Genomic DNA, 25,337 nt, shown 5'->3' with positions numbered 1-25,337 from the left:
AGACAAAGCAAAGTAATCTCAAGTCAGGTAATACAAGAAATCTCTATTTGGTTCAATAGCAAAGTTGAGCGTAATTCTTTATGCTTAGTTCTAGGTATCTGGCTAGGGGGAGAAACGCATGTATGACATGGATTTATTGAACAAGCAGATTCAAGTTATCCATGGACAGGTTTTAGGACTGCATCAGTTGTCGCCACAATCGAAAAATGTAACAGCTGATGTACTGCCGATCGCGCTAAAAGAATTGGGGCTTGCTTCAGAAGAATTGCAGGTTGCTGTAGAAGAATTGACTCGCCAAAACGAAGCTCTTACCGTTGTTCAACACGAAGCAAATGCCGCGCGATTTCGCTATCAAAGCTTGTTTGAATTTGCTCCCGATGCATTGATTATTACGACGCTTTCTGGAGTGATTCAAGAAGTGAATCGGGCAGCGGTGACCCTGTTCGATCGCCATATGCTTTATCTGATCGGAAAACCTTTATCGAGTCTTGTCACCCTCGACGATCGCAATGGATTTCGTAACATTCTGACTCAGATTAGTCAGCAAGATAGCTCAGCCAACGGGCAGCGAAATCGGGCGCAGTTGAGCGTTCGGTTACAGCGGCGGCAGCAAGATTGGTTTGAAGCAGGGTTGACCGTCGATGTGATTCGCAACGACCAAGACGAACCGCTTTTGTTGCGATGGCAGGTGCAAGATTTAAGCAGCCGTCAGCGATCGCTGATGGCGTTAACTCAGGCAAGTCAAGATGTGTCAAAGTTTCCTTCCTGCGATCGCTACCGCAAAGGAGAAGTGATCCCTCTTGAGCCGCAGACCCTATGGCTCGTCAAGCAAGGCATTGTGAAGCTGACCACGCTCTCTCAATGCGGCGAAGAAATTGTGGTGGGCTTAGTGGCCGAAGAACAAGTGTTTGGAGCGTGTTTGACAACGCTATCGGTCTATCAAGCGATCGCGCTTTCGGATGTGGAGCTAGTTGGGATTCCAGTTGCAGAAATGGCTCAATCACTGGAACTGTCCCAAGCGCTACTCCCGCGTATTATGCAACGGTTACAGCGTGCGGAAAAGTTTCTGATGATGCACGGACATCTGCGCACGCAAGAGCGGTTTAATCAGTTGTTGCGCTTGTTGAAAGAAGAGGTTGGGGAAGCGGTTCCTGCATCTGGTGACGCTTCTACCGGGAACAAGCCTGAAGTTCGGTTAAAGGTAAAACTTACGCATCAAGATTTTGCCAGCGCTTGCTGTACGACGCGAGTAACGATTACCCGCCTACTCGGACAACTTCAGCAGCAAGGCAAAATTTATTTCGATTCCCATAACCATTTAATTCTAAGAGATTAAGAATTTTTGAAGATTAAGAATTAGGGTAGTAGACCCAGGATTGAACAGTGTGGAACGATCACATTGCCCTTGTTAAAAACACGATAAGTTTTGTTTTTAACAAGGGCATTGAAGCTGATCAACAAGTCTCCAGCACTACCAACCTAAATTCAGCGACTCAAGGTGCAAATTTTTAGCGAAGCGCAATCGATTGTATCTTTTACAACTGCGGTGATCGGTTTGCCATCGTGGATTTCAAGCTTAGCTCCAGTTGGGGCATGAAACAAAAGATACTGGCTAGGAAACACAACCCGCTCATAATACCAATTGGGAATATTTGTAATTCTCACAATTTGGAGTTGACGAGTTCTATTTTTGTAGCCATAGATACTCTCAGAACTGTCCTGAGTTAAATAGGTTTGTGTCATGAATTTCTTCAAAATAAGAATGAATCTTGCAGAGAAAATCTTCTGTAAACATTAACTAAAACTAACGTAACAACTAGAGAGGTATTTCCTGGTCTATCCCAAGCACCAAGAAGTGCTAATTCAAGCTGTATCAAACAATACCAGTGAGCGTAAAAATTAAGTTTTCAGTTCAATTTTTAGGAGTTAAACAATCTTTACAATGTTTGCTACTATGAGTATTGGAACATGCTCTTCTCTGCCCAACCATAGATGCAAAAAGGAAGCTCATATTAAATGATAGAAGCCAACTCAGGATTTATCTATACTGCCTGAAATGGATATGCGCTTGACGAAATCATCTATGTTTTGTTTGCATGAGAATGAAAATGAAAGCTGAAAGCGGCTTCTTTGATCAGCAAATTCAGGCAGTCCACCAACGCGCCAGAATAATGAACCAGGCGGTCAAAGAACTGCCTGGAGAACAATCACAAATTTTGGTGGACTGTTTAGAGGAACTTCATGTATCGCTAGAAGAATTGCAAGTTGCTCAAGAAGAAATCCGCGAACAGCAAATCAGCATTTTAGAGGCTCAGCAAACTATTGAGGCAGAGCGGCAACGCTATCGGGAGCTATTTGAATTTGCCCCTGATGGCTATTTAATTACCGATCGATTTGGCACTGTGCGCGAGGCAAATCGGGCAGCCGTAAATCTACTAAAGGTTGGCTCCAAACATCTAATTGGCAAACCGATCCTCACCTTTGTACCTGAGGAAAATCGTCAGGCATTTCGCGCGATTCTGAATCAGCTTCCGGTCTTGAGCCGAATTCAAGAATGGGAAGTGCAATTGCGTAACAGAGAGCAAAGGCTATTTGAAGCCGCAATTACGGTGGAAACTGTGCGCAATGACGGGCAGACCGTTGGGCTGCGGTGGCTGATTCGGGATATCACTGGGCGCAAGCATGCTGAAGAACAACTGCACCAAGCACAGTTACAAAACGTGCAACTGATCGAAGCCGATCGCCTCAGACAGCAGTTTATGGCAACGGTCACACACGAGCTACGCACACCGATGAATGCAATTCTAGGATTTTCTGATTTACTGATGCGTCAATTTCGCGCTCAGGGTCAGGCTCGTGAGATCACAATGCTAGAACGGGTGCTGAAAAACGGACACCACCTGCTCATGCTAATTGAAGACATTCTAGATTTTTCTAAACTGCAAGCGAACCGATTACAACTCACCTTACAAGCGGTTGATGTAAGCGAATTGATGAGCGCGATCGTTGAGGAACTGCGTCCTTTGGCGGATCAAAAACAGATAGAGTTGCAGTTTTGCGTACCGTCGGCTCCCATCGCGATCGTGAATGACCCAATGCGGTTGCGTCAAATCGTCATTAATTTGCTTTCAAACGCCATCAAATTTACTGATATTGGACGTGTTTCTTTAGAAGTCTTAGAATTGCCTGAAGGACGCTTTGCGATCGTGGTGAGTGATACTGGAATTGGCATTGATACTGCCGATCACTCTCAGATTTTTCGCGAATTTTGGCAAGTGAATCAAACCAATACTCGATCTCAAGGCGGCACGGGGCTGGGCTTGTCGATCACTAAGGCTCTAGTCGAACTCATGCAAGGAACGATTTCAGTCGAAAGTCAAGTCGGGGTGGGAACCACCTTCCGCGCCGAGCTTCCGCGCCGAGTATCGATGCAAAACCCTGGCTCCTGAAAGAAGACACCCCAGGATGGATGAGCGATCGTTCAGATCTTGCTAGATTGAACTACCGACTAATTGAAATACCAATCATCGGTATCAACAGTTTGCTAACCCGAAAGACTTTATGCTTGAGCGCAATATTATTGTTGTTGGTGCTTCGGCGGGTGGGGTCGAAACACTGAGCCAACTTGCCAAAGCGCTTCCTGCTGATCTGCCTGTTGCAGTTTTTGTGACGTTGCATTTTCCGTCCTATGCGACCAGCATGCTACCGCAGATTCTCAACCGTTGCTGTACTTTACCTGCTATGCATGCGAATGACGGCGACCTGATCGAGTTAGGACGAATTTATATTGCTCCGCCTGACTATCATTTATTGCTGGGCAATTCTCACATTCGCCTCGATCGAGGTCCGCGAGAAAATGGGCACCGTCCGGCGGTTGATACCATGTTTCGATCGGCAGCGCGATCCTATGGGCCGCGAACGATTGGAGTAATTTTGTCGGGAATGTTAGACGATGGCACTGCTGGACTGAAACTGATCAAAGCCCACGGTGGGATTGCGATCGTGCAAGATCCTAGCGAAGCCTTATTTGACGGAATGGTGTCCAGCGCAATAAAAAATGTGAAGGTTGACGCTATTTTGAGGCTTAGTGATTTAGCGGCTCAGTTAGTTGTTTTGAGCCAAAATCCTGTTGAAGAGGACAATTCAATGTCTAATAACCTCGAACAAGAAGCCGAACTCGTGGCACAAAGCAAGGCGGAGTTAGAGCAGGGCGAACATCCTGAAACTTCGCCTTCAATGGTGACTTGTCCCGACTGCGGCGGGGTGCTGTGGGAACTGCGAAGCAATGGGCTCATTCGTTATCGGTGTCATGCTGGACACGCATATTCGAGCGATAGTTTGCTGTCTGAACAAGCCGACTTGGTTGAGACATCGCTTTGGTCGGCAGTGCGGGCGCTCGAAGAAAAAGCAGCTTTAGCAGAACGAATGGCAAAACAGGCACGGGAGCAAAAACGAATGCTCTCAGAAGCGCAATTTCTCCGACGCGCCGAGGAATCTAGGCAGCAGGCGGATGTTGTGCGTGGAGTAATTAGTACGCAAGGTGAGAAAATGCAGCAGGTGAAGAGTGAGGAATCAATAATGAAAGAATGATTATCTTATAGTAGGGAGACAGAATTTGGTGTTGCAGAATTACGAGATGAATCCGTCCCCTAACCCCCAATTCTGAGGGATTTTGGGCTGATCTAGTTTTCCTAGAGTTGGGAAATGTAGGGGGCAAATAAGATTTCAAATCGCTGGGCGATTTATCCCCACGTTTAGCAACGCTCAGAATTAATTGCATGCCTCGTTGTACAAAAATCTCTGATTTCTCGGCGCGATCGGAGATCTTGAACTGTCTTACTTCATTCCTCGTTGGGAAGCATTGCTGTATGCGTCTGATCAATTTGCAGGCGAAGCCTCTTCCGCAGTCACGTGTAATCCGTTGCCTACGAGATTTTGCGTAAGTTCCAGACAATTCACTTAGAGATAAACCCAAGAAGAGATAAACCCAAGGTAGGTGGGTTTTTCTGCGCTAGCAACCCGACCTTTAATCTGGTATCTTTACTTTTTGCCAGAACAGCTAGATCCTTGACTCCTTCATTCCATGACTAACGCCAATAGCCATTCTGAGTTTGAAACACTTTTAGAGTATATAAGACAGAGCCGAGGGTTTGACTTTACAGGCTACAAGCGCTCTACCATAACACGTCGTGTGCTTAAGCGAATGCACGCCATCAATATCGAAAGTTATGGAGAGTATCTTGACTATTTAGAAGTCCACCCAGAAGAATTTAATATTTTATTCAACACTTTATTAATTAATGTCACTGCGTTTTTTCGTGATCGCGCTGCATGGGACTATCTCTCTAGCGAAGTGATTCCTCGCATTATGTCGCGTCGAGAACCCAACGAACAGATTCGCATCTGGAGTGCAGGCTGCGCGTCTGGAGAGGAAGCCTACACCACTGCGATGGCGATCGCTGATGTGATCGGCGTTGAAGAATTTCGCGATCGCGTCAAAATTTATGCGACCGATGTTGATGAAGAAGCGTTGGCTCAAGCGCGGCTGGGGATGTACTCGCCTGACAAGTTAAAAGACCTATCGGATGAACAATTAGCGCTGTATTTCGAGCAGTCAGACGGTGAATATAGCTTTCGTAAAGATTTGCGGCGGTCGATTATTTTCGGTCGTCATGACTTAATTCAAGATGCGCCAATTTCTAGACTCGATTTGTTAATCTGCCGCAATGCGTTAATGTATTTCAACGCAGAAACGCAAGCCAGAATTGTCAACCACTTTCATTTTGCGCTACGCGATGAAGGGTTTCTATTTCTCGGTAAAGCCGAAACGCTGCTATCGCACGGTAGCACGTTTGCGGTGATTGATTTAAAGTGCCGCATCTTTACGAGATTGCCAAGGCTGAATCTGCGCGATCACTTGTCAGTCATCTCCAAAACAAACGGCAATAACGTGGTAGAGCGCCCCTCGCATCAGATCCGCCTGAGAGAAGCGGCGTTTGATTCGGGTACTTTGGCTCGCTTAGTGCTCGATGCGAACGGGGCACTGGCATTGGCAAACGAACGGGCAAGAAACCTGTTTAACTTATCTACCCGTGATCTCGCTCGTCCGTTGCAAGATTTAGAACTGTCTTACCGCCCGGTAGAACTGCGATCGTGCGTAGAACAGGTCTATCAGCAGCGGCGAACTGTTAATGTTTATGACGCACTTTATCAAACTGCTCAAGGTGAAACCATTTACCTTGATGTGCAAGTTTCGCCGCTGTTTGATCCGTTAAGTCGAATTTTGGGCATCAGCATCACGTTTATTGATGTCACTTGCTACAAGCGACTGCGAGAAGAACTCGAACACGCGAATCAAGAGCTAGAAATGGCCTATGAGGAATTGCAGTCTGCCAATGAAGAGTTAGAAACGACAAACGAAGAATTGCAGTCAAGTAACGAAGAATTAGAAACCACAAACGAAGAACTGCAATCGAGTAACGAAGAATTGGAAACGATGAACGAGGAATTGCAGTCAACCAATGAAGAATTGCAGACGTTAAACGATGAACTTCAGCGACGGAGCAAATCAATCAATCAGGCCAATACGTTTCTGGAGTCGATTTTGGCAAGTTTGCGCGATGGAGTGGTTGTCGTCGATCGTAATTTGCAAGTACAAATCTGGAACCATAAAGCCGAAGATTTATGGGGACTGCGCACCGAAGAGGCAGTGGGACAGAATCTTCTCAATCTTGACATTGGGCTTCCGGTGGCTCAATTGCTAGAAACGATTCGAGAATGCTTAGCGCAGCGGACACCCGAAGCACTTAAGGTGACGTTGGAGGCGATCAATCGTCGCGGTAGAACGATTCACTGCTCTGTGAGTTGTAGTTCGCTGATGGAGGCGGAACTCCAACCGCAAGGAGCGATTTTGCTGATGGAAGAGCGCGAAGAAGGTGGCAACGGCGTTTGAGGGTGCCGAACCTGCTTCACTGCTAGAAATTTTAGAGCGATCCGAAGGACTCCGGGCAGCAAACCCCCTTGGAGCTTGGCAGAGCTAATTTCTCTGAAGTTGCGCTCTGCGCTAACCGCAACTCATCGAGGTCGCTTAAACGCTTGGACGAACAGACGTGGACTCAGATATTCCTTTGGTAGTTTGGTGTAGACATGATGATTGACATTGATCGTCCTGAAGAGGTCCAATTCGCCCGGTACCATTTCTGCTTTGCCCAAGAAGAGAAAGCCACGGTCTTCGAGACTAAAGTGAAAGCGAACCAGTGCTTTTGTCTGTGCATCGAGATCGAAGTAAATTAGCGTATTGCGACACACAAGTAAATCAATCTTCGACATAGGCGCATTTTGAATCAGATTGTGCCGATGAAAGGAGATCGCAGCGCGTAAGTCTTTACGAAACTGATAGCGATCGTTAATCCGTTCAAAATACTGATTCAGAAGATGGGGAGGAATTCTGGTCATTTCGTGCTCCAGATAGCTGCTTTGACGAGCTTTCCGGAGTGCATCATCGTCTATGTCTGTAGCAAAAATGTGGACTCGTTGGTTGAACTGTTCGATCCCCAGCGCTTCAGCCAGAACGATCGCCAAGGTATATGTTTCTTCCCCAGACGCACAACCCGCACTCCACACCCGAATCGGTTGATCCGGTGGCTTAGCCGCCTGAATGCGAGGAATGATGTCCTGACAAAGATAGTCCCACGTGTCGCGATCGCGGAAGAAGTAGGTGTAGTTAATTTCAATCGTGCTAAACAGATGTGCAAATTCTTCCTCAGTGGCCTCTAAATAGCTCAGATACTCGCTGTAGCTCTCGATACCAAGCTGGCCCATTCGGTGCTGTATCCGCCGCTCTAAGCTAGAACGTTTATAGCCTGTAAAATCAAAATGATGCTTTCGTTTGAGGTACTCCAGGAGTACCTCAAACGAAAGAGTTGAGGTTGAAGAATTATTTTCTGCCATAGTATAAAATCATTGGCTGAGGAACACTCTTCGCTAGCCCACATAAGGACTAGATTAGTCGAATGAGCCTCAATGTCATCTAGCGGCGGGGCTAAATTAACAAACCTATCAATAGTAAAAACAAATATAGACGCAATATATTGTGCAACGCAATTAGAAATAGTTTTGCGCTCGGCACCGTGCCTTAGAAAAGAACGGTTTGCACTGTCCAGGTTGGACCATTGCATCGAGGTCCATCTGCCGTCCAAATCAGTTTATCTAGGCAGATTCGACGGGCAGTTCTGCTGATATCCCACGCATGGTAAACAATGTACTCCGTTTGTCCATCAGGACCAACCACAATCGAGTTGTGACCCGGACCAAGAACCCGGTCTGGAAGCGATCGCAACACTCGCGCCCCTGTTTCATTTCCTGCATCCGAGTAGGGACCCATAACGCTATCGGCAACGCCATAGTCAACGCCATAGTTTTCAGTTTCCCATCGTCCGCCACTATAGAAGCAGTAATAGCGATCGCCGTGTTTCCGAACACAAGCACCTTCTAAGGTGTGCCAATCATAAATGCCCCCGTACATTGGGCGGTCTTTTAAGAAGCGCTGCCAGTCCGAGCGTGCCCGCAGCACAACGGTTGCTTCTCCAGCTAGCTTGGTCATGCCGTCAAGTCGATCAACCATGAGCGCTGTTCCTGCCCTGATTTCTGCATCCGCATCCAGAAAATCGCACGCATAAAACAAATACCACTGCCCATCATCATCCCGGAAGGGATGGGGATCGATCGCAAACGGATAAGCTTCGGGATCAAGTAACGATTCTCCCAAATCTTGATAGGGGCCTAAAGGACGATCGCTCTTAGCAACCCGTAACTGATGCTGTTTATCCTCGTGCCCAACCGAGTAGTAAAGATAAAACACGCCATCTGAGTAGGCCACTTCAGGTGCCCAGAAGTCATTACCCAAGGCAGGATCGGGACGAATGAGCGCATTGCCTGCAAACTCCCAAGTTACAAAATCTTCGGAGCGCAGGAGGGGAAAAACGCGCCGTTCGTCAACCTCATCAACTGCTCCTGCGGCTTCAGCGGCGCTCGTCCCGATCGCATAGTAAACGCCTTCATGTTCCCAAGCAAATGGATCAGCAAAGTAGCCCGGATAAACCGGATTGATGTAAGTGCGGGCTTCCTTTAGTGATGTGACTGGCTTAGTATCTGACATCAGGCTTCTCAACTAGAGTGGCAAACGTTTTTGATCTTAATACTTGAAGTTGATGTAGGTTTCCGCTCGATTTTCCGGTAAGCGATCGATGACCTCGCAGCGCAACATTTCCTGCAACGGTTCCGGTAAGCTATCGTAATAATCCTGCTGAAGCGTGAGATCGACTTTTGGCGTGTGCAACCAATGCATCACATATCCCATCACTACCATCGGCCGCGCTTCATCGGTTTGGTTTGGCGAACCGCGATGCAACGCCAGCGGCGATCGGATCATCACATCTCCGGGCTGCATGTAAAAAGACTCGACTTCAATTTCGCCTGTCGCGACTTTCCGTAATCCCTCTTCACGCGATAACGTGTGCGTTCCGCGCGCCATTTGAAACGGCCCATTTTCGGCATTGACTTCGACTAAGGGAAAGTTTACCGCTAACGCATAGAGTGGAGTGACAATTTGATCCGAAAATAACGGACGAAAATCTCGATGAATGTCTTGATACGTCGAACCCTGCATCGGAAAATCAACGCCCAGCTGCACCAGGCGATATTCTTGCAGAAATACGCGATCGAGGACTCCCATAATGACAGGATTCGCAAATACCTCGGCATTGGCAAACGGAGCAATCCAAGGCAGCGTTAGGTAGTAGCGATTTTGCTCTCGTGGCGCGAGTCCTCCAGGCTGATTTTTCCTTGCTCTCACCACGCGATCAAAGGCATCCTTCCACTCTTCGATTAGGCTGCGATCGAAAAGATTGCGAATCACACAAATTCCATCTTGATTGAGATCTGAGGCAAACCGATCGAAGTCAGCCTCTGAAAAGCTCACCGGGCTAATACTTTGCACCATTGCAAATTGAAGAAGTAACGTCTTATACAAGTCTATGCGATTTATTATGCAATGGAGCCTAGAAAAAATCCTTGTTTACGTTACTTAATTTGCTGGCGTTACCGATAAATTCAATTGTTGAGGAAATGGCTTCTAAGTTTTGCTGAATCCGCTCAAATCCTCGGTGTAAACACTCAAGACAAACTTCACTACGCTGCTTTTCTTAGAGAATAATGCTCACCTATTCTAAGGGGTAAATTGCTGGTTGCAGAGACAACAAATCTGTAAATTTCCCTATGAATTGGCCTGTTCTATTTGTATCAGTTAGGCAATAGTTAGGCCGTAAGTTGAAACATTTAACTTGTTTTGTATAGACTGTCACAGCTGGACTATATCTGCGCTCATTCCCTAGCGAGAAGCTATTGTCGGGCCGAATTCTTATGCTTGCAGCATCGGTAAAGATACAGATTTGCAGAACTAAATTTTAGAAGCCGAAAAAGAGGGTCAATGCAACTTCAAGTTGAACACAATAGCAGTTTGCTTCAGAAAAAATCTTGTTTGATTTGTAAACAATTGTTTGAGATGACAGAAGCAAAAATCATTATCTGTAATGAGCAGGGCACTTACTACGGTGAAGTTTGTCCGAAATGTTTGGGAAAGGGGTTTGGCTGGCTCAGCGATCGCTTTGAACGATTGAATCAACCAAAGACGATCGTGATAGAACAAACTCCAGTTTTGGAAATACCAATTAGTGCTTGAAACTAAAATCATTTAGGCAGATGAACTATGGACAGTGTCTCAGATCTACAGAGCAACGTAGAAGTAATTCATCAGAAGTTAGAAGAACTCCACACCTTGCTTTCTGCCTTGGAAGAACAGACAAAATTAGGACATTTATCTGTTCCACTAAAAATGGAAACTGTTGAGATTGCTATGCCAGAGAAGCGATCGCCCATTTTAGAAGATGGATCTTTCCTGACAGATTAGTTCTAATTCCTTTGAAAAATTGGGATTAGTGAGTGCAGATTTTGAATAGTGCTGCAATATGGAAGAGATGCCAAAAATGCGGCTGCAAACCCATTTGCGCGGAGATATCAACGGAACAATTTTGCCTAATAACTACCCATCTGATGTCAATTGTTGCTGATTAAGTAGCCAGTGAATAATTGATGAATTTATGCTGTGTAAAATTTTAATTTTTCAACCTCCAACTTTTGATGGAGTCACTCAACAACCAATTTCATAAACTATACGTGAAGACGCTGGCTTAATAAGCGCGATCGCGCTTTACCCTACAGCTACCCTTTTTGCAAATAGAACTGGGACTATAGGTATTATTTGCTGGGTTTTGTAGGGCGACTTTATCCACTTTAGAAAAGGTGGTATACCGCTTAAGATAAGTCTTCAAGATTCACCAAAACCTACAACATTCTTACCTCAACTATGGACTGGTTCATTTCTCTAAAGCAATTTGAGGAGCTGGTAACAGCTAGACCCTCGCCACCCTACGTTTTGCTGCTATCAGGACTATTCATTACCCTTGTCTGCGCCATCCCATTCGCGATCGCAGTCAGGCAACGAATTAAGTACTGGTCTAAGTACCTTTCCCCTGAAAACTTACCAACGGAAGCAAAGCTACAAATTATTGTCCCTTTTTCAGGCGTGATCGGTGGTTTTTATATCACTTTAGCCGCTGAATTAGAAGTTCTTGGTTTACCAGTTCTTCCTTCTCTTATTCTTGCCTTAATCGTCACCTTTCTAGCTGGTTATCTTGCTTGGTTCTTGCTAGGCCGAGCGTTAAGCCGACGCGCTGTTCGTTCTTATCTCGAACAATCTTTTGGTGCTAATTCTTCATAGAGCGAACAAATTATAGATTGAACAATTGGTGTTGCAGAATCACTGAATTAATCCAGTGATTCTGCAACACCAATTTAGCTCTGTTGATTAAGCGCGGTTTGCAATGTACTGCTGAATATAGCGATCCATAGCGCCTTCCAATGACGGCAGTAATGTTCCTCGTTCACTACTTAGAACACTGTAAGCAGGACGAGGAGCAATCCACCCTAGTTCTTCGCTAGGGCGCGATTCGATCCGAGTGGCATCGAGTCCAGCCAGTTCAGCCGCTTGCTGGGCAAAGTTTGCCCAAGTGGTTGCGCCGGAATTAGCTAAATGCCAAACGCCATACTCTCCGTCGATTAATAAATCTAGGGTTGCATTTACCAAGTCAGGAACGTAAGTCGGTGACACGATCGCGTCTTCTGCTGCAATAAACGACTCTCCCGCCGTTAGCGTCTTGAGCGCGATCGCGAGAAAGTTGTAATCGTCCCAAGGTCCGAAAAAGGCACTGGTGCGAATGACAAGCGAACGGGGATGCGTTTTTAACACCCATTGTTCTGCGATCGCTTTACTGTGCCCGTAGATGTTCAATGGTTTAACTAGCGAACTTTCGGTGTACGGAGCCGCGCGATCGCCATCGAACACCAAATCCGATGAAAACGTGACTAAAGGAGTGTCGTACTGAAGACAAGCTTTTGCCAAGATTGCCGCTCCATCTGCATTAATCTGATGGCACAACTGCGGCTCGCGTTCCGCATCATCGACTCGAACATATCCCGCCGCGTTGATCACCGCCCAAGGTTTTAACGCTACCAACGCTTGATCCACAGACGTTGGGTTAGTAATGTCCATCTCCTGGCGGGAAAGCAGCCGATAGGGAATCCCTCGTATCTCACACATTCGAGCAAAGGCGCGTCCGAGGGTTCCTGTGGCTCCAGTAATGACGAGGGGGGCGACCGTCTGAGCGACAGGGTGTTGTTCAATAGGTTGTTCAACAGAATGAGGTTGTTCAGGGCTTTGTTCACCTGTTGTACAGCTTACAGGTGGGTAAAGCAATCGCAGCGATCGCTGCCACCATCCTGGAATTTCTAAAACAGGATGGGAGTAGTTCTGTCCTTGCGCCAAACATCGCAGCATCTCGGCTATGGCGGTCGCTCGGGGGCGAGGCGCACGCAAATCGAAAACTCCTGGCTCATAGCATCCGTCGGCACGAGTGACCAAGCTATTCCAATCGTAGGCACCTAGCAATGACCAAGCCGTGATGGCTCGAATCTCTACCCCATCACGGCTGAGGCGTTGTGCAGCGTCCCAAATTTCTTTGAACCAGCGCAATTGTTCTTCGCGGGTACATTGTAGATGCACCTCGGTGACAGCAATCGGCAACTGATAGCGTTCCCACACTTCTTTGAGCATTGAGTAGGGATCCCAGATGCCTTCGATACAGACCCGAACAGCTTCTACATCGGCATATTGATGAGTTTCGTTGCCCCCATGTGAGGAGGCCGGATAGCGATCGAGACGTTCATCGAGCCAGCGATCGCTGGTCAAATACCGATTAATCCCTACCACGTCGGGCGGACAAGCATTCTCTTGAAACCAAACCAGTTCAGCTTCGTCAATCCCAACTTGATGGTGTAAATATTTCCACAGGGGATGGGCGCGATCGATGCGACCGCAGAGCAAATCGAGACTGAGCCAACGCCGACTGTTTTCAAACTGCGCTTGATAGGCCAACAAAGGTGTGCTGAAAATCTTGCCCAAATCCTCAGTTTGAACGAGTTGCGCCTGTGGATTGACTTGCCGAATTGCTTGCATTGCCAGAACGACAGCACGACACTCGTTTAGCAAGACCCGGATGAACGTTTGGTCGTCGCGTCCGTGAGGATACCAATGACCATACAGCCCACTAAAGCGGGCTGTTGTTAGAGGTTCATTGATTGGCGTGTAATGGCTCACCCAAGGATAGCGCCGCGCAACCGCAGCAGCAAATTGTGCGACTTTCTCGGCAAACGCCGGATCGACCAGACTAGTATCACGGGGACCGCTGCCATGATGAACTAGCCCCAAAATTGGACGAATGCCCAAAGCCTGTAAGCGATCGAGCCGCTCGTCTGCCCATGTCCAATCTGCTTGCGCGAGTCCATTTGGAGCAATGCGTTCCCAGAGAATTGGGTAACGAATTGCCGTAATTCCTAAGGAGGCAAATTGGTCGAGATCCTCCAAGCGGGTGGCGTGCCCGTTGCGTTCGAGTTGATCAAAATATTGGTCACCCACTCGATTGACCGTACATTCCACCCCACCCCACACTTCAAGCGGTGAAGGTTGAGAGCTAGGGGCTGCAAGCTGCTGCGCCATGTCAGAGGCCAGCGGCACCTTTGGTGTGTGTCGCTGACCATTCTGCCTAATTGTCATCTTTACTTGTCCTTATTCGGTCTGCGTCATCGCTACGGTCTTTGCACCATTTTTCTGAGCCGGAGGATTTACGTCTCCATTTCTCGGCAAGCTTCCATTAGAATCAAGTGCGACTGCTTTTGGAGTTGCTTGTTTTTCTTCGGGATGCCAGCTTGGACGCTCGGACAGTTTGGCGTAAATTGCAAGTGCCTGAGCAACAACTTGATCCATGTTGTAGTACTTGTACGTGGCTAAGCGTCCAACAAAATGCACGTTCGGCGTTGCATCGGCGATCTCTTTATATTTCTTGTAGAGTTCGGCATTTTCGGGGCGAGGCACAGGATAGTACGGGTCGCCTTCTGCTTTCGGCAACTCGTAAACGATGCTGGTTTTGGAATGCTCTTGTCCGGTCAAATACTTGAACTCCGTAACACGAGTGTAGGCGTGTTCATTGGGATAATTGATCACCGGAGCGGGTTGAAAAACAGTTTTGTCGTGTGTTTCGTGTTTGAATTCGAGCGATCGATATGGTAGTTTGCCAAACCGATAATCGAAAAATTCATCAACAGGCCCGCTATAGATCATTTCTCGGAACGGAATTACTTTCTGAATCTCGCGGTAATCTGTGTTGAGCATCACTTTGATGTTTGGATGTGACAACAGATTTTCAAACATGCGCGTGTATCCATGCAACGGCATCGCTTGATAGGTATCAGTGAAATAGCGATCGTCACGATTGGTGCGAGTAGGAACCCGTGCTGTGACCGATTTATCGAGTTCAGACGGATCTACGCCCCATTGTTTGCGGGTGTAGCCCCGGAAGAATTTTTCGTACAATTCGCGTCCTACTTTGCTGACAACCACATCTTCTGAGGTGCGAATATACTCTTTTGGCTCTGCGAGCGAGGCAAGAAACTCTTCAACTTGGAACGAGGTGAGATTCAAGCCATAAAGCTTGTTGATCGTATTGAGGTTAATCGGAATTGGAACTTGCAACCCATCTACACTCGCAAGAACGCGATGTTCATAGGGTCGCCACTCGGTGAAATGCGATAGATATTCAAAGACGTCGCGGGAATTGGTGTGAAAAATGTGAGGACCGTAGCGGTGAACAAGAATCCCTGCATTGTTGTAATGATCGTAAGCATTACCCCCAATATGGGTTCTGCGATCGCAAATCAATATTTTCTTGCCAGATTGGCTGGCTAATCGCTCGGCAAGAATACTACCTGCAAAGCCTGCACCCACAATTAGATAATCAAACATTAAAATTTCTCCAAAATAGGGGACATTGCTTCTGAAGCTGAAGCACGATTCTGAATTGCAGCCTCGATGAGTCGCATCATGCTCGCCCAAGTCTCATCCCAAGAAGTTTGAGAGAGAAATGCGTCAACGCGTGTGCGCCAATCTTGATAGGCGCGAAGTTGCACTTCGCAAGAGACATGTTGGTTTTGCTGCATAGCAATTTCAGCTTTTTCAACAAATTCTTCAACGCTATCGGCAATGTGAACTAAATTTTGATGACCATAAGGACGGACAACATCGCGAATCGAAGTTGAAACCACAGGTTTTCCAGCGGCTAAATATTCCGGCGTTTTTGTTGGACTAATAAATCGAGTCGATTCGTTTAGCGCAAAGGGCAACAGCGCAACATCCCATCCGGCTAAGTAACGGGGCAATTCGAGATAAGACTTGCCGCCTAAGTAATGAATGTTGGGACGACGCGGCAGACTATCCGCATCAACCTTTACGACCGGACCAATCATCACCAATTGCCAATCCGGTCTTGCTTGAGCGATTCCATCGAGCAAATCCAGATCCATCCGTTCATCAATCACGCCATAAAAACCGAGACGAGGATGAGCAATGCAAGCTTGATCTGGAGGATCGTCCGCAATGCCCTTGGCTTGAGCAAAATGCGCGACATCAATGCTGCTCGGAAACGGATGAATGTTGGAATGCTGATGTTGTTTCGCTTCGTACAGGCTTTGCCCTCCGGTGAATACCACGTCAGCCCGTTTAAACAGTTGCGCTTCCCAGTTCTTTAGCGTAGCGGATGCGCCTTTGAATGCAGTCAACTCATCCATGCAGTCATACACAACATAAACCGGCTCTAAATGGTTTGTGAACGACAAAGCGAGCGGGTTATAGTACCAAAGCATTGGGTTTGCGATCGCAAACTCTGTAAACAGCTCATCTACAAGACTCTGCTGCATTGCTGCCAGCATTTCTTCACTCATTCCATGGGGTAGATGTGGCACACCTACCCAAACACCACACTCACGTCTGCTGACCTCTAACCACCAAGAAGCACTAGATTCGAAGACTGGTTCTTCAATGAAAAAGGTTCTTCGTTCTTGGGTACAACGGGTCAAAAGATGCTGCGGTCTTTGATAAACAAAATCCCATCGAAGATGAGAAAAACAAACTAAATCCGATGTATTTTTTAATGTCTTCAAACTGGCTTGTTCAAGATCTGAAACATCGCAATCAGATTTTTCTGATTGCGATGCTCTATTAGGAAATAACCTTATCGGTGCAGTTGAAGATCCATAATTGGCTGACAGTTGCTCAGATTGCGCCATAAGCTTTCTCGAATTCTCATCAGGGCGTCTAATTTACACTAGTAGCCTAAAAGTACGCATTCTTGATATAAAAATCTTCTATCCAGCGGAATAATCAAGAGTTTAATTAAAAAACATTAAGTCAGTTTGTATCGTTAGTACTGAGTTTATTTGAAGTACAGTTACATTAATTCTCATATTAAGTTATACGCAAGACCTATAGTTTTTCATCTATGTAGTCTCATCTATATAATCTATATAACTGTGTTGAAATAATGTGGTAGCTAATACAATTAAGCAGGTTGCATCTAAACTTAAATGTGCTTAATTACTACCTGCTTACTTACTATGGAAAGAGGACAAAGAGAAATTTAATGAGTAAGACTTGAGTACATTAATTCTCAATTTTTCGCATTTCTAGCTCAATTCTAGAAATTAAGCCAATGATTTTAGTAACGGGTGGAGCGGGCTATATTGGCGCTCATGCTGTAATGGAGTTACAACGGGCAGGATATGAAGTCATTGTGCTTGATGATTTGTCATACGGGCATCGAGAACTGGTTGAGCAAGTTTTACAGGTGCCATTGATTGTTGGAGACATTCACGATCGAGCCCTGCTCGATCGCGTGTTTGCAACTTATCCCATCACCGCTGTGATGCACTTTGCTGCTTATATTGCTGTAGGTGAATCAGTTAGTGATCCAGCGAAATACTACCGCAATAACGTTGTGGGAACGCTAACATTGCTCGAAGCAATGACGGCAGCATCGATTCAGCAATTTGTTTTTTCTTCGACTTGCGCGCTCTATGGCATTCCCCAATTCGTTCCGATTACCGAAGATCATCCTCAAGCGCCGATCAGTCCTTACGCTGCCAGTAAGCAGATGGTCGAACGAATGTTATCTGATTTTGAAGTCGCTTATGGTCTGAAGTCAGTTCGATTTCGCTATTTCAATGCGGCAGGAGCCGATCCAAGCGGGCAATTAGGCGAAGATCACAATCCTGAGACGCATTTGATTCCTTTGGTATTGCTGACTGCGATCGGCAAACAATCTGCGATTCAAATTCTGGGCACCGATTATCCGACACGAGACGGCACTTGCATTCGTGATTATATTCATGTCACTGATCTAGCTCAAGCGCATGTTTTGGGGCTGAAATATCTGGAAAAGGGCGGACACAGTGATGTGTTTAACTTGGGCAACGGTAATGGATTTTCAGTCCGAGAAGTGATTGATGCAGCTAGGCAAGTGACCGGGCGGGAAATTCAGATCGTAGAGCGCGATCGCCGTTCGGGAGATCCACCCATTCTAGTCGGGAGTAGTGACAAAGCTCAGAAAACGCTTGACTGGCAACCCCAGTATTCTGATCTCAACGAAATTCTTGCCCACGCTTGGCAGTGGCATCAACATCGACACGGCGCAAGTGGGCACCCTGCCGTCAAAAAATAATCATAATATCGTTGTGAAGTTCTGGCCATGATATATGGCCAGAACTTCGCCGTAAATATACTCGTATTTCTTGACAAGCCTCTCATTTCAAATAGTCGCCGATTGACATTGTTTGAGGTTGCAGGGAGGAAATCATAACGAGATTCTCTATACTAAATCTAATTACCGCGCATCGGTTTCCGTCATCCGTGCTGGAAGCTAAGTAAGGTTAAGCGGAACTTTCATCAAAATAAATCCCAATTTTATCGGTAGAAATTCTAATTTTGCCTAGTTAGGTTGTTCTGCTTTCAAAAGCAAATTCAGCCGCCTTTATTGTTTGTTGGCAAAATATGTAAGGCAACGAAAATTATGCTTCTACAATTAAACTTACATCTACCGTAAGAATTATTAATATTAGTTATAATGTTCAGTATAAGCACTGCTAGGGTAAAGTAATTTAGCCTCAAATATTACCTCCCAACAATCTTTAAATCGGTTTAAGTGTTATCACGTATAGCTTTGACGCCTTGAAGCGTTCGTAAATAAGATTCGATTCGTAAATCTACAAAGTTTTTCTAATACTGTTAATTTTGATGTTGAGAAAGTGGTGAAACGAAGCATACTTTCTTCTAGTCAGATGAGTGAAGTCTAATGAAACTACTCGGAAAAAGCCTCGACGCTGTATCTCTATCTATGTCCCCATCAATTGCTCAATTTCGCCAGCTTGAAACAGGGTATCCACGTCCGCAGCTCCAGCGAGCGCAGTGGATTAACTTAAACGGCACCTGGAAATTTTCCTTCGACGATGAAGGAAAATTCAAGCGACCCGCAGATGTTCAAGCCTGGACACACCAGATTGAAGTCCCCTTTGCACCAGAAACTGAACGTAGCGGCATTCATGACACCCAGTTCCACCCAAACTGCTGGTATGAACGGGAATTTGAAGTGCCAATTGACCGTCAGCATGTGTTGCTGCACTTTGGAGCGGTCGATTATCAAGCGTTCGTTTGGGTCAACGGTCAGTTTGTTGGCACGCATGAAGGCGGACATACGCCGTTCAGTTTTGATATCACAAATTTTCTGAATTCGGATGCCGTGCAACGAGTCACGGTTTGGGCACAAGACGATCCGCAAGATTTGGCAAAACCGAGAGGAAAGCAAGACTGGCAGCCAGAGCCGCATAGCATTTGGTATCCACGCACGAGCGGCATTTGGCAAACGGTTTGGGTGGAGTGCGTTCCAGAAACCTATCTAGAGAAAGTGCGGTGGACCTCTGATTTTGAACGGTGGGAAATCGGGTTTGAAGCCATGCTTGCTGGTACAAAATGCGATGACTTACAGATTAAAGTTCGGCTAACGGTGGGCGATCGTTTACTAGTGAACGATTGTTACGAAGTGGTAAACGGCGACATTAATCGCCACATTGCCTTATCTGATCCTGGAATTGATGATTATCGCAATACGTTACTGTGGAGTCCCGAAAAGCCGACTCTGATTGATGCTCAAATTCAGCTTTGGCATCATGGGGTGTTGCTGGATGAGGTCAAGTCCTACACCGCGATGCGGACGGTGGATATTCAGCGCGATCGCTTTATGCTGAATGGCCATCCTTACTATCTGAGATTAGTTCTCGATCAGGGCTACTGGACGGATACGTTGATGACGCCGCCTTCAGATGAAGCCTTGCGCCAAGATATTGAACTCACGAAACGCATGGGCTTTAACGGCGTCAGAAAGCATCAGAAAGTAGAAGACCCGCGATTTCTCTACTGGGCCGATGTCATGGGGCTGTTGGTGTGGGAAGAAATGCCGAGTGCCTATCGCTTCACGCGCAAAGCGGTTGAGCGCATTACGAAAGAATGGGCAGAAGTGATCGAGCGCGATGCTAGTCATCCTTGCATCATTGCTTGGGTTCCGTTTAATGAATCTTGGGGTGTTCCGAATCTCACCCAAACGGCTGCTCATCGTCATTATGTTCAAGCGCTTTACTACCTGACCAAAACTCTTGACCCCACTCGTCCGGTGATTGGTAATGATGGTTGGGAAAGCACCACGACGGATATTTTGGCGATTCACGATTACGACAATCAGCCCCAGCGATTAGCAAAACGCTACGGTCCCGAAGTCAAACTATCCGATTTGTTCGAGCGTCAACGTCCGGGTGGACGAGTCTTAACGCTAGATGGCTATCCGCATCAAGGACAGCCGATTATGTTGACTGAGTTCGGCGGCATTGCTTACGTTCAACCCACCGATGCTGATATTCAAAAAGCTTGGGGGTATGCTCGCTCTTGCGATGCGACTGATTTGCATCAACGCTATAGCGCCTTACTGACGGCTGTAAACCGGGTCGAGATGTTTAGCGGCTTTTGCTACACCCAGCTTACCGACACTTTCCAAGAAGCGAATGGATTGCTGTATGCCGATCGCACTCCTAAATTTCCGCTCGACGCGATCGCGTCTGCCACTCTAGGTAGGGATAGTCACGGGTCAGGGGGCGCTATACTGACCACAAACAAAGTCTCAGCGACAGGATCAGGCGCAGATCATGGATTTTCAGGAACTTCTCAAACCGGATGGTCGGAAGATCACGCTGTACAGCAGACGCCCCATTGCGCCGGGCCTTCATGCGCCCAGCCCTGGTAATGAACCGATTCAAGCGAATCCTCATTTGCGGTGGCATCCATTGCGGGGGGAGTGGGTAGCCTATGCGAGTCATCGTCAGGGGCGGACGTTTATGCCCCCCCCTGAATATAACCCGCTTGCACCCACGACCAATCCGGAGTTTCCGACTGAACTTCCTCAAGGACAATATGATGTCGCGGTGTTCGAGAATCGCTTTCCGTCGCTAACTGTGCAGGCACATGATCCACCTCATTTGATTGTGGATACACTGCCTGCTACAGGAGCTTGTGAAGTGGTTGTCTTCACTCAAGATCCAACAAAATCGTTGAGTGTTTTAGAACTCGACCATCTTGAGTTGTTGCTGCAAGTGTGGGGCGATCGCACTCGAATTTTGGGGAGCTATCCTCAAATTCAATATGTGTTGCCCTTTGAGAATAAAGGCGTTGAAGTGGGCGTAACGTTGCACCATCCCCATGGGCAAATTTATGCCTATCCGTTTGTGCCTCCGGTTCCGGCGCGAATGCTGGCCCAACAACAACAGCATTACCAACAGCATCAACGCGGACTGTTACAAGACTTGATTGAGAAAGAAATTGCAGACAATCAGCGAATTTTGTATTGCGATGAAGCCGCGATCGCGTTTGTTCCGGTGTGTGCCCGCTATCCCTATGAAGTTTGGATTGCGCCGATTCAACCTGTTGCTACCTTGAATGATCTATCAGACGAACAACGCCGCAGTCTTGCCAAAGCATTGAAGACCGTGACGCTAAAATATGATGGCTTGTGGAATCGATCGTTTCCGTACTTAATGGCTTGGTATCAAGCGCCCACAGACGAGCAGCCGCATCCCGAATTTCATCTGCACGCCGAATTTTATCCGCCTTATCGCACTGCTGACAGACTCAAGTATTTAGCAGGAACCGAGCTTGCAGCAGGCATGTTTGCCAATGATGCCCTACCGGAAGAAAAGGCAAAGGAACTTCAAGCGATCGCAATCGAGTTTGGTGAAGCATGAACACAGATCCTTCTGAAAGACAAGATGAATGCTTGCAGAAGCTGAAACTGATGCAAGCGTGTTTGCATGAGACTGATGCCGCCGCGATTCGTCTACGCGGAACGGATTGGTTCGCGTGGGCAACTGCTGGAGCCTCGAACAGTGTGCTATTAGCGGCTGAAACAGGCGTTGCAGACGTATTGGTGACAGAGAACAATGCGTGGATACTCACCGATGAAATCGAGGCGCAACGATTAACCGACGAAGAATTACCGGGCCGTGAAAAACAAAATCCTTATGCCCTGAATGTGTCTCCCTGGGCAGATTCAGCCCAACGGGAACGGTTTGTGCAAGAAGTAACAGCACGAGGAAAAATCCTCAGCGACCGACCTACATCATCTGAATTTTCTCTACCTGGTTCTCTAATTCAATACAAGCGCAAATTATTCCCGTCTGAACTCGATCGCTATCGTCAAGTCGGACAACTTGCTAGTGAAGCGATGACCGAAGTTCTGACCCAAGCACAACTCACTTGGACGGAGTATGATCTCGCTGGAGCGGGAGCAGAAGCGTTATGGAAACGAGGATTACATCCTGCCCTTACGCTTGCGGCTGGAGAACAACGCATTTCTCGCTATCGACATCCGGTGCCCAGTGGAGCGAAGATCGAGCGAGTTGCTATGCTCGTGTTTTGTGCCCGTGGATTTGGACTATACGCGAACTTGACCCGCTTTGTTGTCTTCGGTGAGCTGACCGCTCAGGAACACAAGTTACATCAGCAAGTGCGTGAAATTGAAGCGTTTGCCTTGAACCAGTCCCAACTCAATACACCTCTAAATCAGGTTTATCAAACTCTCCATCATAGTTACGAACAGCAAGGTTACCCACAAGCGATTCGCGAACATCATCAAGGCGGAACAACGGGATATTTGGCGCGAGAAATTGTCGCCAATTCAACGACCGTCGATCGCTTGAGTGCCAATACTGCGATCGCATGGAATCCAAGCTTAGCGGGAGCGAAAATTGAAGATACCTTCGTACTGCATGAGGATGGTACTTTAGAGAATCTGACGTTTGATTCAAACTGGCCAAGTGCCGAGGTCGCGGGTCGGTTACGTCCGATTCCGTTAGTGATTCAGTAAGCATTGTTCAAAGCATTGAAATTTAATGCAAAAAAGGCATTAATCTTGCCAATTCCAAATTTCATAATTCTATTCAATTTCCGATTTAAAATGGATTTTCAACAGATCTTTAATGCGGCTCCACAGGTTCAAGCCCAAGCTCCCGGCCGAGTCAATTTGCTGGGAGAACACACTGACTACAATGATGGATTCGTGCTGCCCACTGCGATCGAGCAACACACGGCTGTCTATCTTGGCTTTAGCCCCAACACACAACACCACTTTTATTCGCAAGACCTAGAAGCACAAGTCAACCTCACCTCTACAGATCCCGTTTCTGAAGGGTTTGCTAGTTACCTAATCGGATGTGTTCGAGTTCTAGAACAACTTGGTCATACAATCCCGCCTCTGAATGTGTTTGTTACCTCTACAGTACCGATCGGTGCAGGTCTATCGAGTAGTGCGGCATTGGAAGTCGCCATGTTGCGGGCACTACGATCGCTACTTCATCTCAATCTCGATGACGTCGACATCGCCAAACTTGCGCAACAAGCTGAGATTCAATACGCCGGAGTTCAGTGTGGCATTATGGATCAAATGGCGTCGAGTCTTGCAGACACCAAGCATCTCTTGTTTCTCGACACGCGCACTCTCGATCGCCAACTTGTTCCCCTTCCAGAGGGTGCAGCAATTTTAGTGATTGACAGTGGCATTCCTCGGACATTAGCGGCGAGTGGATACAATCAGCGACGGGCAGAATGTGAGGAAGCAGCACGATTACTTGGTGTCAAAGCACTGCGAGACGTGACCGATCTTGATGCCATTGCTCAACTTCCTGAACCGCTTCAACGTCGGGCACGACATGTAATTACCGAAAACGATCGCGTTTTAGAAGCCAAACAAGGTGTGTCTGCAACCCGATTTGGAGAACTGATGAATGCTTCCCATGCTAGTTTGCGCGATGACTATGAAGTGTCGATCGCAGGGCTCGATCAGTTAGTAACAATCTTGCAGTCAACACCAGAAGTTTTTGGCGCACGTCTGACGGGGGCAGGGTTTGGCGGCGCGTGTGTAGCGTTGGTTGATGTCAAGGCTTCACCTATGCCCTATGAAATTGCTCAAAGCGTGCTAGAACAATACCGTTCAACTGGGCATACCGGACAGCTTTTGATTCCAACAAAATCTGATTGAACGCAGACAATCAATTTTTTCCATAGCAGCTAATGCTGTGAAGTAAGGTACTCCTGTAAAAAGACGCGAAGGGAGGCGGTCATCCGCCTCCCTCATTTCCGTTTAACCTCCTCATGCATTCATGCTGATGAGAAGTTAACGATGTCCCAACCACTTAGCCGCGATCGCGCCAAATGCAGCACCCACGACAGGATTACTCAAAAATTTCACCAAGGCAGGCTGATCCGCCAACACCTCATGGAAAATGTCAGGGTGATTGTGGTAGGCAAATCCTGCTAGTTTGCTGACATCATCTGCACTCATCCGACTGGGATGATGGCTCGACAGTCCTAGTTGTCGTTCTAAGTCACGATCGTGAAGGCCGCGCTTCTTGAAATGATTGAGGAAGTCACGCGCTACATCATCCCGCTCATTGGGTTTGATTTGAGCGATCGCTTTTTGAAGTTCTGGCTCCATTTGGCTTGCAGGAACCTGATTTGGATTGAAAGAACGGCTAAACAACTGATGACGCTCATCTCGTGTCGATCGTTGAGCAAAATCATCAAAGTTTTGATAGTCCTGTGACGTGCTAGCATCATCGAGGCTTTCTGTGTTGCCGCCTGCCAAATCGTGCATCACTTGGCGCTTGTAAGCATCACTACTAGACATGGTGTTATATCTCCTGGTCAAATCACGTTAAGGTTTAACACGTTAAGGTTTAACAATTGACTAACTGGCTTGCTGATACTCAATCTGGTTTGACTGGCTATCGTAACGGGCCGTCAGAATCAGTTTCTTGTCTGGGGCGTACATCAAAACGGTTAAGTCTTGATTGGGAAAGTTTTTATGAAAGCCTTGCGCGAGGGATTTTGTTAAATCTTTCACTTCAGTTGGACGCACTTGAGAAGAAATAACAACCCCGAGTTTGTTGTTGTCTCGCACATAGGCATCTTTAATCAAGCCTTTGCTCGCAGTCACGACCCAGTTTCCAAAATCCTGACCTGCAACTGAATTGCCGCGTTCCAGCTGGCTGTAATTGCTTGTGTGATCAATGGGTGCTGGGCTGATGGCTCGTGGTTCTTTTGCCGTTGCGGCTCCACAAGCAGTTGTGAACATGAGAACTACAACAAGTGCGATCGCAGTGAAAAACTTGCGACTTCTTTGAAAAACGTTCACTTTTTCCTCCTTCAAATATTGGAACAAATAACGCAGTATGACGGCAGTCCG

The 25,337-nt window shown here is 46.9% G+C and carries 21 protein-coding genes; 12 read left to right on the top strand and 9 right to left on the bottom strand.

What is annotated here, in order from left to right:
* Positions 1 to 127 precede the first annotated feature (127 nt).
* Positions 128 to 1,336 (top strand): Crp/Fnr family transcriptional regulator, encoded by a 1,209-nt coding sequence (locus AC5I6P_RS27700; RefSeq protein WP_495697006.1) that lies wholly within the window; start codon positions 128 to 130, stop codon positions 1,334 to 1,336.
* 149 nt (positions 1,337 to 1,485) lie between these two features.
* Here AC5I6P_RS27700 and AC5I6P_RS27695 read toward each other — a convergent pair whose 3' ends face one another.
* A complete protein-coding gene (locus tag AC5I6P_RS27695; protein ID WP_495697005.1) occupies positions 1,486 to 1,743 on the bottom strand; it encodes a DUF1830 domain-containing protein in 258 nt (85 codons plus the stop codon).
* Between the two features lie 365 nt (positions 1,744 to 2,108).
* On the opposite strand from AC5I6P_RS27695, the gene AC5I6P_RS27690 reads away from it, so the two are divergent.
* The 3 genes from AC5I6P_RS27690 to AC5I6P_RS27680 all read left to right on the top strand — a co-directional run bounded on the left by AC5I6P_RS27690 (position 2,109) and on the right by AC5I6P_RS27680 (position 6,952).
* Positions 2,109 to 3,449, top strand: coding sequence for a PAS domain-containing sensor histidine kinase (locus tag AC5I6P_RS27690; RefSeq protein WP_495697004.1), 1,341 nt, complete (start codon positions 2,109 to 2,111; stop codon positions 3,447 to 3,449).
* A 112-nt stretch (positions 3,450 to 3,561) separates the two neighbouring features.
* Entirely contained in the window at positions 3,562 to 4,590 is a 1,029-nt protein-coding gene (locus AC5I6P_RS27685) for a chemotaxis protein CheB (RefSeq protein ID WP_495697003.1), read from the top strand.
* Between the two features lie 493 nt (positions 4,591 to 5,083).
* Positions 5,084 to 6,952, top strand: a complete 1,869-nt coding sequence (locus AC5I6P_RS27680) for a CheR family methyltransferase (RefSeq protein ID WP_495697002.1) — start codon at positions 5,084 to 5,086, stop codon at positions 6,950 to 6,952.
* Positions 6,953 to 7,074: 122 nt separating this feature from the next.
* Here the strand turns inward: AC5I6P_RS27680 and AC5I6P_RS27675 are convergent, their stop codons facing one another.
* The 3 genes from AC5I6P_RS27675 to AC5I6P_RS27665 all read right to left on the bottom strand — a co-directional run bounded on the left by AC5I6P_RS27675 (position 7,075) and on the right by AC5I6P_RS27665 (position 10,000).
* Positions 7,075 to 7,950, bottom strand: coding sequence for a CheR family methyltransferase (locus AC5I6P_RS27675; protein ID WP_495697001.1), 876 nt, complete (start codon positions 7,948 to 7,950; stop codon positions 7,075 to 7,077).
* A gap of 184 nt (positions 7,951 to 8,134) precedes the next feature.
* Entirely contained in the window at positions 8,135 to 9,157 is a 1,023-nt protein-coding gene (locus tag AC5I6P_RS27670; protein ID WP_495697000.1) for a glycoside hydrolase family 43 protein, read from the bottom strand.
* Between the two features lie 36 nt (positions 9,158 to 9,193).
* Entirely contained in the window at positions 9,194 to 10,000 is an 807-nt protein-coding gene (locus tag AC5I6P_RS27665; RefSeq protein WP_495696999.1) for a phytanoyl-CoA dioxygenase family protein, read from the bottom strand.
* A gap of 561 nt (positions 10,001 to 10,561) precedes the next feature.
* Between AC5I6P_RS27665 and AC5I6P_RS27660 the strand changes: the two genes are divergently transcribed.
* The 3 genes from AC5I6P_RS27660 to AC5I6P_RS27650 all read left to right on the top strand — a co-directional run bounded on the left by AC5I6P_RS27660 (position 10,562) and on the right by AC5I6P_RS27650 (position 11,836).
* On the top strand, positions 10,562 to 10,738 hold the full coding sequence (locus AC5I6P_RS27660) for a hypothetical protein (RefSeq protein ID WP_495696998.1): 177 nt from the start codon (positions 10,562 to 10,564) through the stop codon (positions 10,736 to 10,738).
* A 27-nt stretch (positions 10,739 to 10,765) separates the two neighbouring features.
* Entirely contained in the window at positions 10,766 to 10,966 is a 201-nt protein-coding gene (locus AC5I6P_RS27655) for a hypothetical protein (protein WP_495696997.1), read from the top strand.
* 456 nt (positions 10,967 to 11,422) lie between these two features.
* On the top strand, positions 11,423 to 11,836 hold the full coding sequence (locus AC5I6P_RS27650; protein ID WP_495696996.1) for a hypothetical protein: 414 nt from the start codon (positions 11,423 to 11,425) through the stop codon (positions 11,834 to 11,836).
* 87 nt (positions 11,837 to 11,923) lie between these two features.
* Here AC5I6P_RS27650 and AC5I6P_RS27645 read toward each other — a convergent pair whose 3' ends face one another.
* Genes AC5I6P_RS27645 through AC5I6P_RS27635 form a run of 3 tightly spaced genes read right to left on the bottom strand, consistent with a single transcriptional unit; the run spans position 11,924 to position 16,467 of the window.
* A complete protein-coding gene (locus AC5I6P_RS27645) occupies positions 11,924 to 14,227 on the bottom strand; it encodes a family 1 glycosylhydrolase (protein ID WP_495696995.1) in 2,304 nt (767 codons plus the stop codon).
* Between the two features lie 12 nt (positions 14,228 to 14,239).
* Entirely contained in the window at positions 14,240 to 15,472 is a 1,233-nt protein-coding gene (glf, locus tag AC5I6P_RS27640) for a UDP-galactopyranose mutase (RefSeq protein WP_495696994.1), read from the bottom strand.
* Complete coding sequence (locus tag AC5I6P_RS27635; RefSeq protein WP_495696993.1) at positions 15,472 to 16,467, bottom strand: glycosyltransferase; 996 nt, start codon at positions 16,465 to 16,467, stop codon at positions 15,472 to 15,474. The genes glf and AC5I6P_RS27635 overlap by 1 nt, the downstream gene beginning before the upstream one ends.
* 746 nt (positions 16,468 to 17,213) lie before the next feature.
* Here AC5I6P_RS27635 and galE point away from each other — a divergent pair.
* From galE to galK, 5 genes are all read left to right on the top strand, one after another.
* Positions 17,214 to 18,221, top strand: coding sequence for a UDP-glucose 4-epimerase GalE (gene galE / locus AC5I6P_RS27630; protein ID WP_495696992.1), 1,008 nt, complete (start codon positions 17,214 to 17,216; stop codon positions 18,219 to 18,221).
* Positions 18,222 to 18,893: 672 nt separating this feature from the next.
* Entirely contained in the window at positions 18,894 to 20,846 is a 1,953-nt protein-coding gene (locus AC5I6P_RS27625; RefSeq protein ID WP_495696991.1) for a glycoside hydrolase family 2 protein, read from the top strand.
* Positions 20,749 to 21,840 (top strand): galactose-1-phosphate uridylyltransferase, encoded by a 1,092-nt coding sequence (gene galT / locus AC5I6P_RS27620; protein WP_495696990.1) that lies wholly within the window; start codon positions 20,749 to 20,751, stop codon positions 21,838 to 21,840. The genes AC5I6P_RS27625 and galT overlap by 98 nt, the downstream gene beginning before the upstream one ends.
* Positions 21,837 to 22,961 carry a M24 family metallopeptidase gene (locus tag AC5I6P_RS27615; protein ID WP_495696989.1) on the top strand — a complete coding sequence of 375 codons (1,125 nt, stop codon included), beginning with the start codon at positions 21,837 to 21,839 and terminating at the stop codon, positions 22,959 to 22,961. The genes galT and AC5I6P_RS27615 overlap by 4 nt, the downstream gene beginning before the upstream one ends.
* 90 nt (positions 22,962 to 23,051) lie before the next feature.
* Positions 23,052 to 24,131, top strand: coding sequence for a galactokinase (gene galK / locus AC5I6P_RS27610; protein ID WP_495696988.1), 1,080 nt, complete (start codon positions 23,052 to 23,054; stop codon positions 24,129 to 24,131).
* A gap of 135 nt (positions 24,132 to 24,266) precedes the next feature.
* Here galK and AC5I6P_RS27605 read toward each other — a convergent pair whose 3' ends face one another.
* Positions 24,267 to 24,779: a hypothetical protein gene (locus AC5I6P_RS27605; protein WP_495696987.1), complete on the bottom strand. Its 513-nt coding sequence runs from the start codon at positions 24,777 to 24,779 to the stop codon at positions 24,267 to 24,269.
* 60 nt (positions 24,780 to 24,839) lie between these two features.
* Entirely contained in the window at positions 24,840 to 25,286 is a 447-nt protein-coding gene (locus AC5I6P_RS27600; RefSeq protein WP_495696986.1) for a hypothetical protein, read from the bottom strand.
* Between the last annotated feature and the right edge of the window lie 51 nt (positions 25,287 to 25,337).

Source organism: Myxacorys sp., from assembly GCF_059501405.1.
This window is presented reverse-complemented; position numbering and strand designations above follow the sequence as displayed.

What these genes read in the sequence shown, in the direction of transcription:
- AC5I6P_RS27700 (WP_495697006.1), top strand. Translation starts at nt 128, where the DNA reads ATGGATTTATTGAACAAGCAGATTCAAGTTATCCATGGACAGGTTTTA.
- AC5I6P_RS27695 (WP_495697005.1), bottom strand. Translation starts at nt 1,743, where the DNA reads ATGACACAAACCTATTTAACTCAGGACAGTTCTGAGAGTATCTATGGC.
- AC5I6P_RS27690 (WP_495697004.1), top strand. Translation starts at nt 2,109, where the DNA reads ATGAAAGCTGAAAGCGGCTTCTTTGATCAGCAAATTCAGGCAGTCCAC.
- AC5I6P_RS27685 (WP_495697003.1), top strand. Translation starts at nt 3,562, where the DNA reads ATGCTTGAGCGCAATATTATTGTTGTTGGTGCTTCGGCGGGTGGGGTC.
- AC5I6P_RS27680 (WP_495697002.1), top strand. Translation starts at nt 5,084, where the DNA reads ATGACTAACGCCAATAGCCATTCTGAGTTTGAAACACTTTTAGAGTAT.
- AC5I6P_RS27675 (WP_495697001.1), bottom strand. Translation starts at nt 7,950, where the DNA reads ATGGCAGAAAATAATTCTTCAACCTCAACTCTTTCGTTTGAGGTACTC.
- AC5I6P_RS27670 (WP_495697000.1), bottom strand. Translation starts at nt 9,157, where the DNA reads ATGTCAGATACTAAGCCAGTCACATCACTAAAGGAAGCCCGCACTTAC.
- AC5I6P_RS27665 (WP_495696999.1), bottom strand. Translation starts at nt 10,000, where the DNA reads ATGGTGCAAAGTATTAGCCCGGTGAGCTTTTCAGAGGCTGACTTCGAT.
- AC5I6P_RS27660 (WP_495696998.1), top strand. Translation starts at nt 10,562, where the DNA reads ATGACAGAAGCAAAAATCATTATCTGTAATGAGCAGGGCACTTACTAC.
- AC5I6P_RS27655 (WP_495696997.1), top strand. Translation starts at nt 10,766, where the DNA reads ATGGACAGTGTCTCAGATCTACAGAGCAACGTAGAAGTAATTCATCAG.
- AC5I6P_RS27650 (WP_495696996.1), top strand. Translation starts at nt 11,423, where the DNA reads ATGGACTGGTTCATTTCTCTAAAGCAATTTGAGGAGCTGGTAACAGCT.
- AC5I6P_RS27645 (WP_495696995.1), bottom strand. Translation starts at nt 14,227, where the DNA reads ATGACAATTAGGCAGAATGGTCAGCGACACACACCAAAGGTGCCGCTG.
- glf (WP_495696994.1), bottom strand. Translation starts at nt 15,472, where the DNA reads ATGTTTGATTATCTAATTGTGGGTGCAGGCTTTGCAGGTAGTATTCTT.
- galE (WP_495696992.1), top strand. Translation starts at nt 17,214, where the DNA reads ATGATTTTAGTAACGGGTGGAGCGGGCTATATTGGCGCTCATGCTGTA.
- AC5I6P_RS27625 (WP_495696991.1), top strand. Translation starts at nt 18,894, where the DNA reads ATGTCCCCATCAATTGCTCAATTTCGCCAGCTTGAAACAGGGTATCCA.
- galT (WP_495696990.1), top strand. Translation starts at nt 20,749, where the DNA reads ATGGATTTTCAGGAACTTCTCAAACCGGATGGTCGGAAGATCACGCTG.
- AC5I6P_RS27615 (WP_495696989.1), top strand. Translation starts at nt 21,837, where the DNA reads ATGAACACAGATCCTTCTGAAAGACAAGATGAATGCTTGCAGAAGCTG.
- galK (WP_495696988.1), top strand. Translation starts at nt 23,052, where the DNA reads ATGGATTTTCAACAGATCTTTAATGCGGCTCCACAGGTTCAAGCCCAA.
- AC5I6P_RS27605 (WP_495696987.1), bottom strand. Translation starts at nt 24,779, where the DNA reads ATGTCTAGTAGTGATGCTTACAAGCGCCAAGTGATGCACGATTTGGCA.